Source organism: Streptomyces gamaensis (assembly GCF_042656465.1).
GTDB classification, from domain to species: Bacteria; Actinomycetota; Actinomycetes; order Streptomycetales; family Streptomycetaceae; genus Streptomyces; species Streptomyces gamaensis.
The window spans coordinates 351,606-368,672 of the sequence record NZ_JBHSPB010000001.1 but is presented as its reverse complement, the minus strand read 5'-3'; the positions used below and the strand labels follow the sequence as shown (position 1 = coordinate 368,672).

Sequence of the window (17,067 nt, the reverse complement as noted above, 5' to 3'; positions counted from 1 at the left end):
CTCCGGTCGGAGTGGTCGGCGGTGTGTGCTGCGGGGCGCGGCGCACCGGGCGCGCCGGGCCCGGGGAGGTCAGGGCGCGTGCCGGTCGGGCCCCCCGAGTCCCTCTTCGTCGGCGCCCCGCCACAGCGAGCTGTCGTAGGGGGTGTCGGGGATCTGCACGAGTGTCTCCTCGGGCGCCTTCCGGGCGCCCTCGCGCAGCAGGCCCAGGCTCTCGCGCAGCCGCCCGGCGTCCTCGCGCACCCGGCGCACGTCCGCCGGGCTCCGCCCCAGGCCGGACTCCAGCCGGGCCAGGGCCTGGGCGAGATCGTCCAGACAGCGCTGCACTGCGGTGAGTTCGTCGTCGATGGACACGGTGCACCTCCGCGGTCGAGCGGTTGCGGGCGGCGACGCTCATGCGACAGAGAGTGTCGCGCGTCACACCCCTCGGGGGGAAGAGAGCCGTCATGATTGCGCCTTCGCGGGGGAGCACCCGCCCGGCACGCCAGGGGGACCCCGCCGTTCCGCCACGCGAGTGGCGTACGTGCGACGGGCGACGTGTCGGCGGGCCTTCGCCGGGGACGTCGCCTTCACTGCTGGGCAGAAGATGCGATCAACGGCGCATTACGCCGAATTGAGCAGTCCGGCAGACCGGCGGAGGCAGGTAGGTAGCTCATGGACATCCGTATGTGCCGAACGCGGTCCCGGGCGCGCCGCTGTGCCGCCCTGCTCACCGCGGCCGCCCTGCTGCCGCTGCCCCTGCTGGCCGGGTGCTCCTCCGACGGAGAGGACGAGGCCGAGGGCACGACCGTCCCGGCCGACATCGCCGCCGTGCCCCGCGCGAACGTCAGCGACCGCGGCACCCTGCGCTGGGCCGTCGAGACACTGCCCGCCACCTTCAACGCCTTCCAGGCCGACGCGGACCCCACCACCCGCCAGGTCGCCCAGGCGGCCCTGCCCGCGATGTTCACCCTCGACGAGCGCGGCCGCCCGCGGCGCGACGCCGACTACCTCACCGGCGCCGAGGTCGTCCAGCGCGAGCCCCGCCAGGTCGTGCGCTACCGGCTCAACCCCAAGGCCGTCTGGAACGACGGAAGAGCGCTGTCCGCCGCCGACTTCGAGGCCCAGTGGAAGGCGCTGCGGGGCCGGGACAGCGCGTACTGGACGGCCCGCAACGCCGGCTACGACCGCATCGAGCGCGTCGAGCAGGGCGCCGACGCCCACGAGGTCAAGGTCACCTTCGGCAAGCCGTACGCGGACTGGACCTCGCTGTTCACCCCCCTGTACCCGAAGTCCGCGATGGGCAGCGCCGCGGGCTTCAACGACGAGCTCCGCAAGGAGCTGAGGATCTCCGCGGGCCCCTTCCGGGTCGGGGACCGCGACACCGCCGAGAACAGCCTCACGCTCGTCCGCGACCCCAAGTGGTGGGGGGAGCGCGCCAAGCTCGACCGGCTCGTGCTGCGGGCGGTGCCGCGCGAGGAACGGCTCGACGCGCTCGCCGCCGGCCGGCTCGACCTCGCCGAGGTGGGCCCGGCGGCCGCCGAGCGCATCATGGCCGCCAACCGGCAGGAGAAGACGGACAAGGGCGGCAGGGCGGGGGAGAGCCCGGCCAGGACGGGCGAGGACGGGACCCCGGAGAACGACCGGAGCGCCACGCCCGACGAGAAGGCCGGCCCGCCCGAGCGCAACGACAAGAACGACAAGAACGACAAGGGTGAGAAGACCAAGAGGAAGGACAAGGCCGACAGGACCGACAAGACCGATAAAGGGGTCGCGAACGCGGCCGTCCGCGCCGAGCGGCCCAACGCGCTGCGCGGCCTGACCGTCCGCAAGTCCCTGGAGCCCGCCTGGACCCAGCTGGCCCTCAACGGCTCCTCCGGCCCGCTCGCCGACGAACGCGTGCGCCGTGCCGTGGCCCGTGCCATCGACCGCAGGGCGCTCGCCGAACTCGTGCTCAAACCCCTGGGCCTGCCCGCCGAACCGCTCGGCAGCCACCTGTTCATGACCGGCCAGCACGGTTACGAGGACAACAGCGACGCCGTCGGCGGCCCCGACCCCAGGGCCGCCCAGACCCTGCTGGCCGCCGCCGGCTGGCGCGAGCGCGGCGAGCCGCGGCCCCCCGCCGACGCCGCGCGGCTGCGCACGGGGCGGCAGGCGGACAAGAACGCCGGCCCCGAGGCCGCGGCGGAGGACCAGCAGGACGGTGAGCGCGGCGAGGGCGGGCACAGCACGGCCGACGAGAAGCGCGCCCGGGACCGGGGCGACAGACGCGCCGCCGTCCCGGTCCGGATGAAGGACGGCAAGCGTCTGACCCTGCGGTTCGTCCTCCCCGAGGGTCCGGGGGCCGAGCAGGTGCGGGCCGTCGGGGAGAAGATCGCCGAGCAGCTCGACGCCGTCGGCATCCACACCGAGCAGGTCAGGGTCAAGGACTCCGGCTTCTTCAGGGACCACATCGCCGCCGGCGCCTACGACCTCGCGCTGTACTCCTGGCCCGCCACCGCCTGGCCCGCGACCGACGCCCGCCCCGTCTACGCCAAGCCGCAGCCGGGCCCCGACGGCTCGCCGGCCGTCGAGCAGAACTACACCCGGGTCGGCACCGACCGCATCGACCAGCTCTTCGAGCAGGCCTCGACCGAGCTGGACCCCGAGCTCTCCCTGGACCTGGTGGGCCGGGCCGACGCCCGGATCTGGGCGGCCGCCGGCTCCCTCCCGCTCTTCCAGCGCCCGCAGCTGACGGCGGTGCGCGAGAGCGTGGTCAACGCCGGGGCCTTCGGGCTGGCGACCCCCCGCTACCAGGACCTCGGCTTCCGGGCCTGAAAGCCTCCTGGTCGCGACGGCATCACCGCAGGTCGCAGTAGGTGGGAACGGGCTGGGGAGGCCGAAGCCGACCCGGCCCCGTACCATGGATGAGGCCGTGGCGTGTTCCTGCCCGGCAGGGCGCGCGTACCGGACCGTACGCGCCGCCATCCACGATTCCCGGGAGAAGCACCGCACGTGCCCACGCGCCACGACATCCGCAACGTCGCCATCGTCGCCCACGTCGACCACGGCAAGACGACCATCGTCGACGCCATGCTCAAGCAGGCGGGGGCCTTCGCCGCGCACCAGCTGGACTCCGTCGACGACCGGGTCATGGACTCCAACGACCTGGAGCGTGAGAAGGGCATCACGATCCTCGCCAAGAACACGGCGGTGAAGTATCACCCCAAGGACGGCGGGGACCCGATCACCATCAACATCATCGACACCCCCGGCCACGCCGACTTCGGCGGCGAGGTCGAGCGCGGTCTGTCGATGGTCGACGGCGTCGTCCTCCTCGTGGACGCCTCCGAGGGCCCGCTGCCGCAGACCCGCTTCGTGCTCCGCAAGGCGCTCCAGCAGCGGAAGCCGGTCATCCTGTGCATCAACAAGACGGACCGCCCGGACTCCCGCATCGACGAGGTCGTCAACGAGACCTACGACCTCTTCCTGGACCTGGACGCCGACGAGGACCAGATCGAGTTCCCGATCGTCTACGCCTGCGGCCGTGACGGCATCGCCTCGCTGACCAAGCCGGAGGACGGCACCGTCCCCGCGGACTCCGCCAACCTGGAGCCGTTCTTCTCGGCGATCCTGGAGCACATCCCGGCCCCGACCTACGAGGCCGAGGCGCCGCTGCAGGCCCACGTCACCAACCTCGACGCCGACAACTTCCTCGGCCGTATCGCGCTGCTGCGTGTCGAGCAGGGCGAGCTGCGCAAGGGCCAGACCGTGGCCTGGATCAAGCGCGACGGCTCGGTCCAGAGTGTCCGCATCACCGAGCTGATGATGACCGAGGCGCTCACCCGCAAGCCGGCCGAGATGGCGGGCCCGGGCGATATCTGCGCCGTCGCCGGTATCCCCGACATCATGATCGGTGAGACCCTGGCCGACCCGGAGAACCCGGTCGCGCTGCCGCTGATCACGGTCGACGAGCCGGCGATCTCCATGACGATCGGCACCAACACCTCGCCGCTGGTCGGCCGCGGCGGCACCGGCAAGGGCGCGGACGCCAAGGCCGCCGTCAAGGACCGCAAGGTCACCGCCCGCCAGGTCAAGGACCGGCTGGACCGCGAGCTGATCGGCAACGTCTCGCTGCGCGTGCTGGAGACCGACCGCCCCGACGCCTGGGAGGTCCAGGGCCGCGGCGAGCTGGCGCTGGCCATCCTGGTCGAGCAGATGCGCCGCGAGGGCTACGAGCTGACCATCGGCAAGCCGCAGGTCGTCACCAAGGACGTCGACGGCAAGGTCTACGAGCCGGTCGAGCGCATGACGGTCGACGTGCCCGAGGAGCACATGGGCGCCGTCACGCAGATGATGGGTATCCGCAAGGGCCGTATGGACAACATGTCCAACCACGGCTCCGGCTGGGTGCGCATGGAGTTCGTCGTGCCCTCCCGCGGCCTGATCGGCTTCCGTACGGAGTTCCTGACCAACACCCGCGGCACGGGCATCGCCCACTCGATCCACGAGGGCCACGAGCCGTGGTTCGGCACCCTGACGACCCGCAACAACGGTTCGCTGGTCGCCGACCGCTCCGGCGCGGTCACCGCCTTCGCGATGACCAACCTCCAGGAGCGCGGCGTGCTCTTCGTGGAGCCGGGCACCGAGGTGTACGAGGGCATGATCGTCGGTGAGAACTCGCGCTCCGACGACATGGACGTCAACATCACCAAGGAGAAGAAGCTCACCAACATGCGCTCCTCCACGGCCGATGTGGCGGAGTCCATCGTTCCGCCGCGCAAGCTGTCGCTGGAGCAGTCGCTGGAGTTCTGCCGCGACGACGAGTGCGTCGAGGTGACCCCGGAGGCCGTCCGCATCCGCAAGGTCAACCTGGACCAGAAGGACCGCGCCCGCGCGGCCTCGCGCGCCAAGCGGTAACGCTGCGCTGAGCTCCACGGGTTGGGGCGCCGTCACTGTGACGGCGCCCCAACCCGTTTTTCGTGCGGGTGTTTCCGGTCGCCGAAGGGTGAGTTCCGGTCGACATTCGGCCGACAAGCCGTCCGTATAACGGACTTGGCACTCCGGATCGCGTGTTAACAGTCCGTTTCGTGGCTGTCTGTCTACTACTGCTTTGTCCGGATTTCGAACCCGTGGCAGGGGGTGATGTGACCAAAGCGAGACCCTTTAAATGTGGTTTACGCGCCGCACGTACTCAATAGTTGGGTGCATTGAGCTCGGGTCAATGGGTCACGCGCTGTGGGGAGCGCCGACTCACGAGCACACTCGGGGTGCCGGTTCCGTCCTCGCTGTCAGGGGTGTCAGCGTGGGACCGGCGCCTTCCTTGTAGTGACAAGTGGACTCTTGAGGAGGCATACCCATGCGCGGTGCCAAGAGCGCCAAGTGGGCTGCGTGCGCGATTGTCGTGGCGATGGCCGCGACGGCTTGTGGCGGTGGCAAGAAGGACGGGGCGGCCGGCGGTGACCCGGACGCCAAGGGCGTCTTCACCTACCAGGCCAGTGAGCCGCAGAACCCGTTGCAGCCGGCGAACGGCAACGAGGTCGGCGGCGGACGCATCCTCAAGAGCATCTTCCGCGGACTGACCCAGTTCGCGCCCAAGGACGGGTCGTTGAAGATGGCCGTGGCCGAGAAGATCGAGACCACGGACTCCCAGCACTTCACCGTCACGCTGAAGGACGGCTGGACGTTCCAGAACGGCGAGAAGGTCACGGCCTCCTCGTTCGTCGACGCCTGGAACTGGGGCGCCAATATCAAGAACAACCAGCTGAACAGCTCCTGGTTCTCCGACATCAAGGGGTACGAGGACGTCCACCCGGAGAAGGGCGACCCCACCTCCGACAAGATGTCGGGCCTGGTCGTCAAGGACGACCGGACCTTCACCGTGGAGCTCAAGCAGCCGGTGTCGTACTGGCAGTACAAGACGGGCTACCCCGCGCTCTCCCCGCTGCCGCAGGCGTTCTACAAGGACCCGAAGGCCTTCGGCCAGCAGCCGATCGGCAACGGCCCCTACAAGCTGGAGAAGTGGGACCACAACACCCAGATCTCGCTGCGCTCCTGGGACGGTTACAAGGGCGAGGACAAGCCGCAGAACGGCGGCGTCGACTTCAAGATCTACCTCAAGGGCGAGGCGGCCTACGCCGATCTGCAGTCCGGTGGCCTCGACGTCATCGACCAGATTCCGCCGTCCAGCCTCACCAAGTACAAGACGGACCTCGGCGACCGCGCCGTGGACCAGCCGATGGCGACGATCCAGATGATCGGCTTCGCCATGTACAACAAGGAGTGGGAGGGCGTCGACAAGGCCAAGGTCCGCCAGGGCCTGTCGATGGCCATCGACCGCGACTCCATCACCAAGACGGTGCTGCAGGGCTCCCGCAAGCCCGCCAACAGCTTCCTGACCCCGGGCATCCTCGGCTACGACGCCAACGCCAAGCCCGAGGTCCTGCAGTTCAACCCGGACAAGGCCAAGCAGCTCATCCAGGAGGGCGGCGGCATCCCGGGCGGCAAGATCACCATCCTCTACAACAGCGACCTGGGCCACAAGCCGTGGGTCGACGCGGTGTGCAACTCCATCACCAAGACCGTCGGCGTCACCTGCGAGGGCAACCCCAAGCCGGACTTCAAGACCGCGCGTGACCTGATCACCAGCAAGAAGCTGGGCGCGGGCGACATGTTCCGCACCGGCTGGCAGGCGGACTACCCGCACATCGCGAGCTTCCTCGCCGACGTCTACCGCACCGGCGCCGCCTCCAACGACTCCGGTTACAGCAACAAGGAGTTCGACGACCTCGCGAACGAGGCCGACAAGGCCAAGACGCCCGAGGAGTCGGCGAAGCTGTACAAGAAGGCCGAGGAGATCCTCCTCAAGGACATGCCGCAGATCCCGCTGTGGAACTACGAGGAGAACGGCGGCTACTCCAAGAACGTCAAGAACGTGACCTACGACTGGATCGGCGACCCGGTCTGGACCGACGTCCAGGTCCTCAAGAAGTAAGTCACACACCGGCGTTCCGTCCCCTCGGTCCCGCTGTCCCGGGGACGGTTGAACGGGTCGCGTGACGGGCGGTCGGAAGGTTCCCGCGGAACCTCCCGGCCGCCCCCGCGCCGACCGCATTGGAGGCACGATGGGGCGTTATATCCTGCGACGCCTGCTCCAGATGATCCCGGTGTTCATCGGCACCACTTTGATCATCTTCCTTGCGGTGTACGCCCTCCCGGGCGACCCCGTGAAGGCACTCTTCGGCGACAAGGCCGCCGACCCGGCCACCGTGGCCCGGCTCAAGCACCAGTACGGGCTCGACAAGTCGCTGATCGAGCAGTACTGGTCCTACCTGTCCAACCTGTTCCAGGGCGACCTCGGCATGAGCTTCAGCCAGCGCGAGGTCTCGGACATCCTCGGTGACGCGGTACCGGTCACCATCAAGCTCGCCCTCGTGGCGTTCGCGCTGGAGACCGTCTTCGGTGTCGCGCTGGGCATGCTCACCGGGCTCAAGCGGGGCAAGATCGTGGACCAGGTGGTCCTGGTGCTCACCCTGTTGGTGATCTCCATCCCGATCTTCGTCATCGGCTATCTCGCCCAGGTCTACATCGGTACCAAGTGGGGCGTCGTCAATCCCACCGTCACCGACTCCGAGGACATCACCCAGCTGATCCTGCCCGGCATCGTGCTCGGGTCGGTGTCGCTGGCGTACGTCTCCCGGCTGACCCGCACCAGCGTGATCGAGAACATCCGCTCCGACTACATCCGCACCGCCGTGGCCAAGGGACTCCCGCGCCGCCGGGTGATCGGTGTGCACCTGATGCGCAACTCCCTGATCCCGGTGGTGACTTTCCTCGGCACCGACCTGGGCGCCCTGATGGGTGGCGCGATCGTCACCGAGGGCATCTTCAACGTCAAGGGCATCGGCAACACCCTCTACAAGGGGATCACCGGGGCCGACGGGCCGCTGGTGGTCGGGACCGTGACCTTCCTGGTCGTGGTCTATCTGGTCGCGAGCCTGCTGGTCGACCTCCTCTACGCCGTTCTGGACCCGAGGATCCGCTATGCCTGAGCTGAACGAGAACCCCTCCGGTACGGCGTCGGCGGTCGCCCCGGCCCCCGAGCCCGCGGCCGCGAACGCCGCTCCTGCCGAGGGCACCGCGCAGAAGGCCGGGAAGAAGGCCGCGAAGGAAGCCACCAGCAGCCTGTGGACCAACGCCTGGCGCGACCTGCGCCGGCGGCCGGTGTTCGTCCTCTCCGCGGTCATCATCGTCCTGCTGCTGGCGATCTCCGCCTTCCCCGGCTGGTTCACCGACACCGACCCCAAGCCAGGCGACCTGACGCACTTCCTGCAGACGCCCAACCTCGGCCACGCCTTCGAGGCCGACTGGTTCGGCTACGACGCCCAGGGCCGCAGCATCTACGCGCGGGTCATCTACGGCGCCCGCGCCTCGATCATCGTCGGCGTCGTCACGACCCTCATCGTCACCGTGCTCGGCGGCTTCGTCGGGATGATGGCCGGCTACTTCGGCGGCTGGCTCGACGCCGTGCTCTCGCGGCTCACCGACATCTTCTCCGGCGTGCCGATCCTGCTGGGCTCCCTGGTCATCCTGCAGGCGTTCACCGGCCGTACGGCCTGGACCGTCTCCGCCGCCATCGGTGTCCTGGGCTGGACCCAGATCACCCGTGTCATGCGCGGCGCGGTGATCACCTGCAAGCAGGCGGACTACGTCCAGGCGGCCCGGGCCCTCGGCGCGGGCAGCGGACGCATCCTGCTGCGGCACGTGCTCCCCAACTCCCTCGCGCCGGTGATCGTGGTCGCGACGATCTCCCTCGGTATGTACATCTCGCTCGAGGCGACCCTGTCCTACCTCGGCATCGGCATCCAGAACGGCATCTCGTGGGGCGGCGACATCTCGGACGGCTCCGAGCAGATCCGCAACGCGCTGCACGTCCTGCTCTTCCCGGCGGGCTTCCTCAGCGTGACCGTGCTGGCGTTCATCATGCTCGGCGACGCGGTACGCGACGCCCTCGACCCCAAGCTGCGCTGAGGGAGACGCACGTGACCACCACCACCGAGAAGAACGCGGGCACCGCCCGGGCCGCAGCCGGGGACGACGGCACCCCGCTGCTCGAAGTCCGCGACCTGCACGTGGAGTTCCACACCCGCGACGGCGTCGCCAAGGCCGTCAACGGCGTCAACTACTCCGTCCGCGCGGGCGAGACCCTGGCCGTGCTCGGCGAGTCCGGTTCCGGCAAGTCCGTGACCGCGCAGGCCATCATGGGCATCCTCGACATGCCGCCCGGGGCCATCCCCAAGGGGGAGATCCTCTTCCGCGGCGAGGACATGCTCAAGATGTCCCCCGAGGAGCGCCGCCGGATCCGCGGCGCCAAGATCGCCATGATCTTCCAGGACGCCCTCTCCTCCCTCAACCCCGTGCTCAGCGTGGGCTATCAGCTCGGCGAGATGTTCCGGGTGCACCAGGGACTGTCCAAGAAGGACGCCAGGGCCAAGGCGATCGAGCTGATGGACCGCGTCCGTATCCCCGCCGCGAAGGAGCGCGTGGGGGACTACCCCCACCAGTTCTCCGGCGGGATGCGCCAGCGCATCATGATCGCCATGGCGCTGGCCCTGGAGCCGGACCTGATCATCGCGGACGAGCCGACCACCGCCCTGGACGTGACCGTGCAGGCCCAGGTCATGGACCTGCTCGCGGAGTTGCAGCGCGAGTACAACATGGGGCTCATCCTCATCACCCACGACCTCGGCGTCGTCGCGGACGTCGCCGACAAGATCGCGGTCATGTACGCGGGCCGCATCGTGGAGACCGCGCCCGTCCACGAGCTGTACAAGCGCCCCGCGCACCCGTACACCCGCGGCCTGCTCGACTCGATCCCGCGCCTGGACCAGAAGGGCCAGGAACTCTTCGCGATCAAGGGGCTGCCGCCCAACCTGCTGCGCATTCCGGCCGGTTGCGCCTTCAACCCCCGCTGCACCGTCGCGCAGGACGTCTGCCGCACCGAGGTCCCCCCGCTGCACCCGGTCACGGAGCCCGACGGCACGGCCCTGCCGGGCCGCGGGAGCGCCTGCCACCTCTGGAAGGAGACGATCCATGGCTGACACCCGTGAGCAGGACCGGGACGGGGCGACGCCGAACGTCTCCGACGTGCACACGACCGACGCCTCCACGACCGCCGAGGTCGAGGCCGTCCTCGACGCCCCCGCGGAACGCGGCGAGCCGATCCTCCAGGTCCGCAACCTCGTCAAGCACTTCCCGCTGACCCAGGGCGTCCTCTTCAAGAAGCAGGTCGGCGCGGTCAAGGCCGTCGACGGCGTCTCCTTCGACCTCTACAAGGGCGAGACCCTCGGCATCGTCGGCGAGTCCGGCTGCGGCAAGTCCACGGTCGCCAAACTGCTGATGACCCTGGAGACGGCCACCTCCGGCGAGGTCTTCTACAAGGGCCAGGACATCACCAAGCTGTCGGGGCGCGCCCTGAAGGCCGTGCGCCGCAACATCCAGATGGTCTTCCAGGACCCCTACACCTCGCTCAACCCCCGGATGACGGTGGGCGACATCATCGGCGAGCCCTTCGAGATCCACCCCGAGGTGGCGCCCAAGGGCGACCGCCGCAAGCGCGTCCAGGAACTCCTGGACGTCGTCGGCCTGAACCCGGAGTACATCAACCGCTACCCGCACCAGTTCTCCGGCGGCCAGCGGCAGCGCATCGGCATCGCCCGCGGTCTCGCCCTCAACCCCGAGATCATCATCTGCGACGAGCCGGTCTCCGCGCTGGACGTCTCCGTGCAGGCGCAGGTCGTCAACCTGATGGAGAAGCTGCAGGACGAGTTCGACCTCTCCTACATCTTCATCGCGCACGACCTGTCCATCGTCCGGCACATCTCCGACCGGGTCGGCGTGATGTACCTCGGCAGGATGGCCGAGATCGGCACGGACGCGGAGATCTACGAGCACCCGACGCACCCCTACACCCAGGCCCTGCTGTCGGCCGTGCCCGTGCCCGACCCGGAGGCCCGGGCGGGCCGCGAGCGCATCATCCTCGCCGGGGACGTGCCCTCCCCGGCCAACCCGCCCTCCGGCTGCCGCTTCCGCACCCGCTGCTGGAAGGCGCAGGACAAGTGCGCCCAGGAGAGCCCGCTGCTGGCCGTCCCCGGGGCCTTCGCGGGCAAGGACACCCCGGCGGCCCACGAGTCGGCGTGCCACTTCGCGGAGGAGAAGCAGGTCGTGGGCGCGGCCTGACGCCCGTCACCTCAGGCCCGTGAGGGCCCTCCCGGCCGCGGGAGGGCCCTCACGGCCGTTCCGGCGCCCGGACCAGCCCGCTCCCGCATATGGGGGGTTTCCTCAAGCCCCCGGGCCCGCGGAAGGCTCCCCGGACGAGGCACCGGGCCACCATGTGGGTGTGACCGAAGTTCCCCCGGTGAGGTCCGTGCCGTTCGTGACGTCCCCCGGGCCGGGCCCGTCGTAAGGAGGCACCCATGCGCGGAGCCACGCGCGCCGTGCGGTCGGCCGGCTGCGGGCTCCTCGTCCTCCTGGCGGCGGGATGCGGCGGCGGGGCCGCGCCCGGGGTCGTACGGGCCTCGTGGGGGGACCCGCAGAGCCCCCTGGAACCCGCCGACACCAACGAGGTCCAGGGCGGCAAGGTCCTCGCGATGGTCTTCCGGGGACTCAAGCAGTACGACCCGCGCACCGGCGCCGCGCGGAACATGCTCGCCGAGCGCATCGAGACCACCGACCAGCAGAACTTCACCATCACCGTCAAGGACGGCTGGACCTTCAGCAACGGCGAGAAGGTCACCGCCAAGTCCTTCGTCGACGCCTGGAACTACGGCGCCCTCGTCGACAACAAGCAGAAGAACGCCTCGTTCTTCGAGTACATCGACGGCTACGACAAGGTCCACCCGGAAAACGGCACCGCCACCGCGAAGACGCTCTCCGGGCTCACCGTCAAGGACGAGCACACCTTCACCGCCCGGCTGCGCACCAAGTTCTCCACCTGGCCCGACACCCTCGGCTACGCCGCCTACTCCCCGCTCCCGCGCGCCTTCTTCGACGACCACGCCCGCTGGCTGAGGAAACCCGTCGGCAACGGCCCGTACGTCATCGACTCCTACACCAGGGGCTCGGCGATGCGCCTGACCCGCCGCGAGGACTACCCCGGTCCCGACAAAGCGCAGAACAAGGGCGTCGAACTGCGCGTCTACACCGACAACAACACCGCCTACACCGACCTCATGGCCGGAAACCTCGACATCGTCGACGACATTCCCGCCGCCCAGCTGAAGAACGTCAAGGCCGATCTCGGCGACCGCTATCTGAACCAGCCCGCCGGAATCATCCAGACCCTCGACTTCCCCCTCTACGACGCCGCCTGGAACAGGCCCGGCACCGAGAAGGTCCGCCGCGGACTGTCCATGGCGATCAACCGGCAGCAGATCACCGGCCAGATCTACCGCGACACCCGTACGCCCGCCACCGACTGGACCTCCCCGGCCCTCGGCGAGAAGGGCGGCTACCGGGCGGGCCTGTGCGGCAGCGCGTGCGCCTACGACCCCGCCACCGCCAAGAAGCTCATCCAGGAGGGCGGCGGACTGCCCGGCGGCCGCGTCACCATCACCTCCAACGTCGACACCGGCTCGCACCGCGTGTGGATGGACGCCGTCTGCAACAGCGTCAACAACGCGCTCGGCAACGACCACGCCTGCACCGTCAACCCCGTCGGGACCTTCGCCGACTTCCGCAACCAGGTGGCACAGCAGCGCATCACCGGCATGTTCCGCTCCGGCTGGCAGATGGACTACCCGCTCATCCAGAACTTCCTCCAACCGCTCTACTGCACCGGCGCCTCCTCCAACTACGGGAAGTTCGGCGACCCCCACTTCGACCGGCTCGTCGACGAGGCCAACGCGGAGAGCTCGCAGAGCGCCGCCAACGCGAAGTTCCACGACGCCGAGAAGATCCTCGCGCAGCGGATGCCCGCCATTCCGCTGTGGTACCAGAACGGCAGCGCCGGATACTCCAGCCGCCTCTCCGACGTCGCGCTCAACCCCTTCAGCGTGCCCGTCTACGAGCAGATCAAGGCGAGTTGAGCCGGTGGGCGACAGTATCGGACCCGGAGCCGTGGAGCGGGCATGGGACGTTATGTGATCCGCCGGCTGCTGCAGATGATCCCGGTGTTCATCGGCAGCACCTTCCTCATCTTCTTCATGGTCTTCGCCCTCGGCGACCCCGTCGCGGCCCTCTTCGGGGACAAGGCACCCGACCCCGCGACCGCCGCCCGCATCCGCGAAGACCTCTATCTCGACCGCCCGTTGGCCCTCCAGTACACGCACTACATGGGCCAGATCCTCAGCGGAGACTTCGGCACCGCCTTCAACGGACAGAAGGTCACCGAACTGATGGCGAGCGCCTTCCCCGTCACCCTGCGGCTCACGCTCGTCGCGATCTGCCTGGAGATCGTCGTGGGCATCGCGCTCGGCGTCCTCAGCGGACTGCGGCGCGGACGCCCCCTGGACGCGAGCGTGCTCCTGCTCACCCTCGTCGTGGTCTCCGTCCCCACCTTCGTCAGCGGCTACGTCCTGCAGTACCTGCTCGGCGTGAAGTGGGGGCTCGTCTCCCCGGCCGTCTCCCCCGACGCGCGGGTGGACGAACTCCTCCTGCCCGGCGTCGTACTCGCCCTCACCTCCCTCGCCTACGTCACCCGCCTCTCGCGCACCTCCATCGCCGAGAACCTGCGCGCCGACTACATCCGCACCGCCGTCGCCAAGGGCCTGCCACGCGGCCGGATCGTCGTCCGGCACCTGCTGCGCACATCCCTCATCCCCGTCGTCACCTTCATCGGCACCGACGTCGGCGCACTGATGGGCGGCGCCATCGTCACCGAGCGGATCTTCAACATCCACGGCGTGGGCTTCCAGCTCTACCAGGGCATCCTGCGGCAGAACTCCCCGACCGTGGTCGGCTTCGTGACCGTCCTCGTCATCGTCTTCCTGCTGGCGAACCTGCTCGTCGACCTCCTGTACGCCGTGCTCGACCCGAGGATCCGCTATGCCTGAGCCGCCCGACCCGGCGCACGAGGCCATCACCCCCGCCGGAGGCGGCGCGATGAGCCTGGCCTCCAGCGAGGCCGAGACCCTGGAAGCGGGACCCGGACCGCGGGCCGGGGGCCGCGAGCCGGGAGCGGAGCCGGCCGCACTGCCCGGGCGCGCCCGCAGCCTGTGGTCGGACGCCTGGCACGACCTGCGCCGCAACCCCGTCTTCGTGCTCTCCGCCCTCGTCATCGTCTTCCTCGTCCTGATCGCCCTGTGGCCGCGGCTGATCGCGAGCGGCAACCCCCTGCGGTGCGACCTCGCCCGCGCCCAGGACGGCCCGCGCCCCGGCCACCCCTTCGGCTTCGACACCCAGGGCTGCGACGTCTACACGCGCACCGTGTACGGGGCCCGCGCCTCCGTCACCGTCGGCATCTGCGCGACCGCCGGGGCCGCGCTGCTCGGCAGCGTCCTCGGCGGGCTCGCCGGCTACTTCGGCGGCTGGTGGGACGCGCTGCTCTCCCGCCTCGCCGACATCTTCTTCGGCATCCCGATCATCCTCGGCGGGCTCGTCTTCCTCTCCGTGGTGCCCAGCGGATCGGTGTGGCCCGTCGTCGGCTTCATCGTGCTGCTGGGCTGGCCGCAGATCTCCCGGATCGCCCGCGGATCGGTGGTCACGGCCAAACAGCACGACTACGTACAGGCCGCGCGCGCCCTCGGCGCCGGCCACACCCGGCTGCTGCTGCGGCACATCGCGCCCAACGCGGTGGCCCCCGTCATCGTCGTCGCCACCATCGCGCTGGGCACCTACATCGCCCTGGAGGCCACCCTGTCCTTCATCGGCGTCGGCCTCAAACCCCCCACGGTCTCCTGGGGCATCGACATCTCCAACGCCTCCGTGCTCATCCGCAACGCCCCCCACATACTGCTGTGGCCCGCGGGCGCGCTGAGCGTCACGGTGCTCGCGTTCATCATGCTCGGCGACGCGGTCCGCGACGCCCTCGACCCCAGGCTGCGCCGATGAGACGGCACACGGCCGGACCGGCCGGCCCCGCGCGCCGCCTGCTCGAAATCCGCGACCTGCACGTGGAGTTCCGCACCCGGGACGGCGTCGCCAAGGCCGTCAACGGCGTCAGCTACAGCGTGGACGCGGGGGAGACCCTGGCCGTGCTCGGCGAGTCCGGCTCCGGCAAGTCCGTGACCGCGCAGGCGGTCATGGGCATCGTCGACTCCCCGCCCGGCTACGTCACCGGCGGCGAAGTGCGTTTCCGCGGCCGGGACCTGCTCACCATGGGCGCCGAGGAACGCCGCCGGCTGCGCGGCGCCAAGATCGCCATGATCTTCCAGGACGCGCTGTCCTCCCTCAACCCCGTGCTGAGCGTGGGCGCTCAACTGGCCGAGCTGTTCCGGGTCCACGACCGGATGAGCCGCGCGGACTCCCGTGCGAAGGCCGTCGAGCTCATGGAGCGCGTCCGTATCCCCGCCGCGAAGGAGCGCGTGGGGGACTACCCCCACCAGTTCTCCGGCGGAATGCGCCAGCGCATCATGATCGCCATGGCGCTGGCCCTGGAGCCGGACCTGATCATCGCGGACGAGCCGACGACGGCGCTCGACGTGACGGTCCAGGCTCAAGTGATGGACCTGCTCGCGGAGTTGCAGCGCGAGTACAACATGGGGCTCGTCCTCATCACCCACGACCTCGGCGTCGTCGCGGACGTCGCCGACAGGATCGCGGTCATGTACGCGGGCCGCGTCGTGGAGACCGCGCCGGTACGCGAGCTGTACAAGCGCCCCGCGCACCCGTACACCCGCGGCCTGCTCGACTCCGTCCCGCGCCTGGACCGCAAGGGCCGCCAGCTGTACGCCATCAAGGGCCTGCCGCCGAGCCTGACGGCCGTCCCGGCGGGCTGCCCGTTCCACCCCCGCTGCCCCCGCGCCCAGGACATCTGCCGCACGGACCGGCCACCGCCGGCCGCCGTCGCCCCCGGCCGTACCAGCGCCTGCCACTTCTGGAAGGAAACCCTCGATGCGAACCGGTGACGAGGCGATCCTGGAGGTGTGCGACCTCGTCAAGCACTACCCGCTCACCCAAGGGATCCTGATCAAGCGTCAGGTCGGCTCGGTCCGGGCGGTCGACGGGGTCTCCTTCGGGCTGCGGCGCGGCGAGACCCTCGGTGTCGTCGGGGAGTCCGGCTGCGGCAAGTCCACGCTCGCGAAGCTGCTCGTCCACCTGGAACGGCCCACCTCGGGCAGTATCCGCTTCAAGGGCGAGGACATCACCCGGCTGTCCGGCCGGGCGCTGAAGGCCGTACGCCGCAACATCCAGATGGTCTTCCAGGACCCCTACACCTCGCTCAACCCCCGGATGACGGTGGGCGACATCATCGGGGAACCCTTCGAGATCCACCCCGAGGCCGCCCCGAAGGGCGACCGCCGCAAGCGGGTGCGGGAACTGCTCGACGTGGTGGGCCTCGACCCCGGGTACGTCAACCGCTATCCGCACCAGTTCTCCGGCGGCCAGCGGCAGCGCATCGGCATCGCGCGCGGTCTCGCCCTCAACCCCGAGATCATCATCTGTGACGAGCCGGTCTCCGCGCTGGACGTCTCCGTGCAGGCCCAAGTGGTCAATCTGCTGGAGCGGTTGCAGGACGAGTTCCATCTGTCGTACGTCTTCATCGCGCACGACCTGTCGGTGGTGCGGCACATCTCGGACCGGGTCGCGGTGATGTACCTGGGCCGGCTCGCCGAGACCGGCACGGACGGACAGATCTACGAGCACCCCACGCACCCCTACACCCAGGCCCTGCTGTCGGCCGTGCCCGTGCCCGACCCGCGCGCCCGCGACCGCCGGGAGAGGATTCTGCTGTCCGGGGACGTCCCCTCGCCCGCGCACCCGCCGTCCGGCTGCCGCTTCCGCACCCGCTGCTGGAAGGCGCAGGAGGTGTGCGCGCGCGACGTGCCGCCGCTGGACGTGCCGGAGTGGTTCCGCGAGGGCGGCGGCCCGGCGGCCCACCCCTCGGCCTGCCACTTCGCGGCCGAGCGGCAGGTCGTACCGCCGGAGCCGGTGGGGCCGGGGGAGCCGTAGCGG

Annotated in this window: 13 protein-coding genes; 12 read left to right on the top strand and 1 reads right to left on the bottom strand. The window is 69.9% G+C overall.

The window, feature by feature from the left end; all coding sequences use genetic code 11:
• Positions 1-69: 69 nt before the first annotated feature.
• Positions 70-351, bottom strand: a complete 282-nt coding sequence (locus tag ACFP1Z_RS01600) for a hypothetical protein (protein WP_390313866.1) — start codon at positions 349-351, stop codon at positions 70-72.
• Between the two features lie 312 nt (positions 352-663).
• Here ACFP1Z_RS01600 and ACFP1Z_RS01595 point away from each other — a divergent pair, with 312 nt between their 5' ends.
• The 12 genes from ACFP1Z_RS01595 to ACFP1Z_RS01540 all read left to right on the top strand — a co-directional run bounded on the left by ACFP1Z_RS01595 (position 664) and on the right by ACFP1Z_RS01540 (position 17,064).
• A complete protein-coding gene (locus tag ACFP1Z_RS01595) occupies positions 664-2,793 on the top strand; it encodes an ABC transporter family substrate-binding protein (protein ID WP_390313865.1) in 2,130 nt (709 codons plus the stop codon).
• A gap of 177 nt (positions 2,794-2,970) precedes the next feature.
• Entirely contained in the window at positions 2,971-4,875 is a 1,905-nt protein-coding gene (typA, locus tag ACFP1Z_RS01590) for a translational GTPase TypA (RefSeq protein ID WP_390313864.1), read from the top strand.
• 439 nt (positions 4,876-5,314) lie between these two features.
• Positions 5,315-6,949 (top strand): peptide ABC transporter substrate-binding protein, encoded by a 1,635-nt coding sequence (locus ACFP1Z_RS01585; protein WP_390313863.1) that lies wholly within the window; start codon positions 5,315-5,317, stop codon positions 6,947-6,949.
• Positions 6,950-7,079: 130 nt separating this feature from the next.
• Positions 7,080-8,006, top strand: coding sequence for an ABC transporter permease (locus ACFP1Z_RS01580; RefSeq protein WP_390313862.1), 927 nt, complete (start codon positions 7,080-7,082; stop codon positions 8,004-8,006).
• A complete protein-coding gene (locus tag ACFP1Z_RS01575; RefSeq protein ID WP_390313861.1) occupies positions 7,999-8,985 on the top strand; it encodes an ABC transporter permease in 987 nt (328 codons plus the stop codon). Before ACFP1Z_RS01580 ends, ACFP1Z_RS01575 begins: the two co-directional genes overlap by 8 nt.
• Positions 8,986-8,996: 11 nt before the next feature.
• Positions 8,997-10,055, top strand: coding sequence for an ABC transporter ATP-binding protein (locus ACFP1Z_RS01570; protein ID WP_390313860.1), 1,059 nt, complete (start codon positions 8,997-8,999; stop codon positions 10,053-10,055).
• Entirely contained in the window at positions 10,048-11,193 is a 1,146-nt protein-coding gene (locus tag ACFP1Z_RS01565) for an ABC transporter ATP-binding protein (protein WP_390313859.1), read from the top strand. The genes ACFP1Z_RS01570 and ACFP1Z_RS01565 overlap by 8 nt, the downstream gene beginning before the upstream one ends.
• Positions 11,194-11,429: 236 nt before the next feature.
• Positions 11,430-13,040 carry a peptide ABC transporter substrate-binding protein gene (locus ACFP1Z_RS01560; RefSeq protein WP_390313858.1) on the top strand — a complete coding sequence of 537 codons (1,611 nt, stop codon included), beginning with the start codon at positions 11,430-11,432 and terminating at the stop codon, positions 13,038-13,040.
• A gap of 42 nt (positions 13,041-13,082) precedes the next feature.
• Positions 13,083-14,006: an ABC transporter permease gene (locus ACFP1Z_RS01555; RefSeq protein ID WP_390313857.1), complete on the top strand. Its 924-nt coding sequence runs from the start codon at positions 13,083-13,085 to the stop codon at positions 14,004-14,006.
• Entirely contained in the window at positions 13,999-15,003 is a 1,005-nt protein-coding gene (locus ACFP1Z_RS01550) for an ABC transporter permease (protein ID WP_390313856.1), read from the top strand. The genes ACFP1Z_RS01555 and ACFP1Z_RS01550 overlap by 8 nt, the downstream gene beginning before the upstream one ends.
• Positions 15,000-16,019: an ABC transporter ATP-binding protein gene (locus ACFP1Z_RS01545; RefSeq protein WP_390313855.1), complete on the top strand. Its 1,020-nt coding sequence runs from the start codon at positions 15,000-15,002 to the stop codon at positions 16,017-16,019. The genes ACFP1Z_RS01550 and ACFP1Z_RS01545 overlap by 4 nt, the downstream gene beginning before the upstream one ends.
• Positions 16,006-17,064, top strand: coding sequence for an ABC transporter ATP-binding protein (locus ACFP1Z_RS01540; protein ID WP_390313854.1), 1,059 nt, complete (start codon positions 16,006-16,008; stop codon positions 17,062-17,064). The genes ACFP1Z_RS01545 and ACFP1Z_RS01540 overlap by 14 nt, the downstream gene beginning before the upstream one ends.
• The last annotated feature ends 3 nt before the right edge of the window (positions 17,065-17,067 follow it).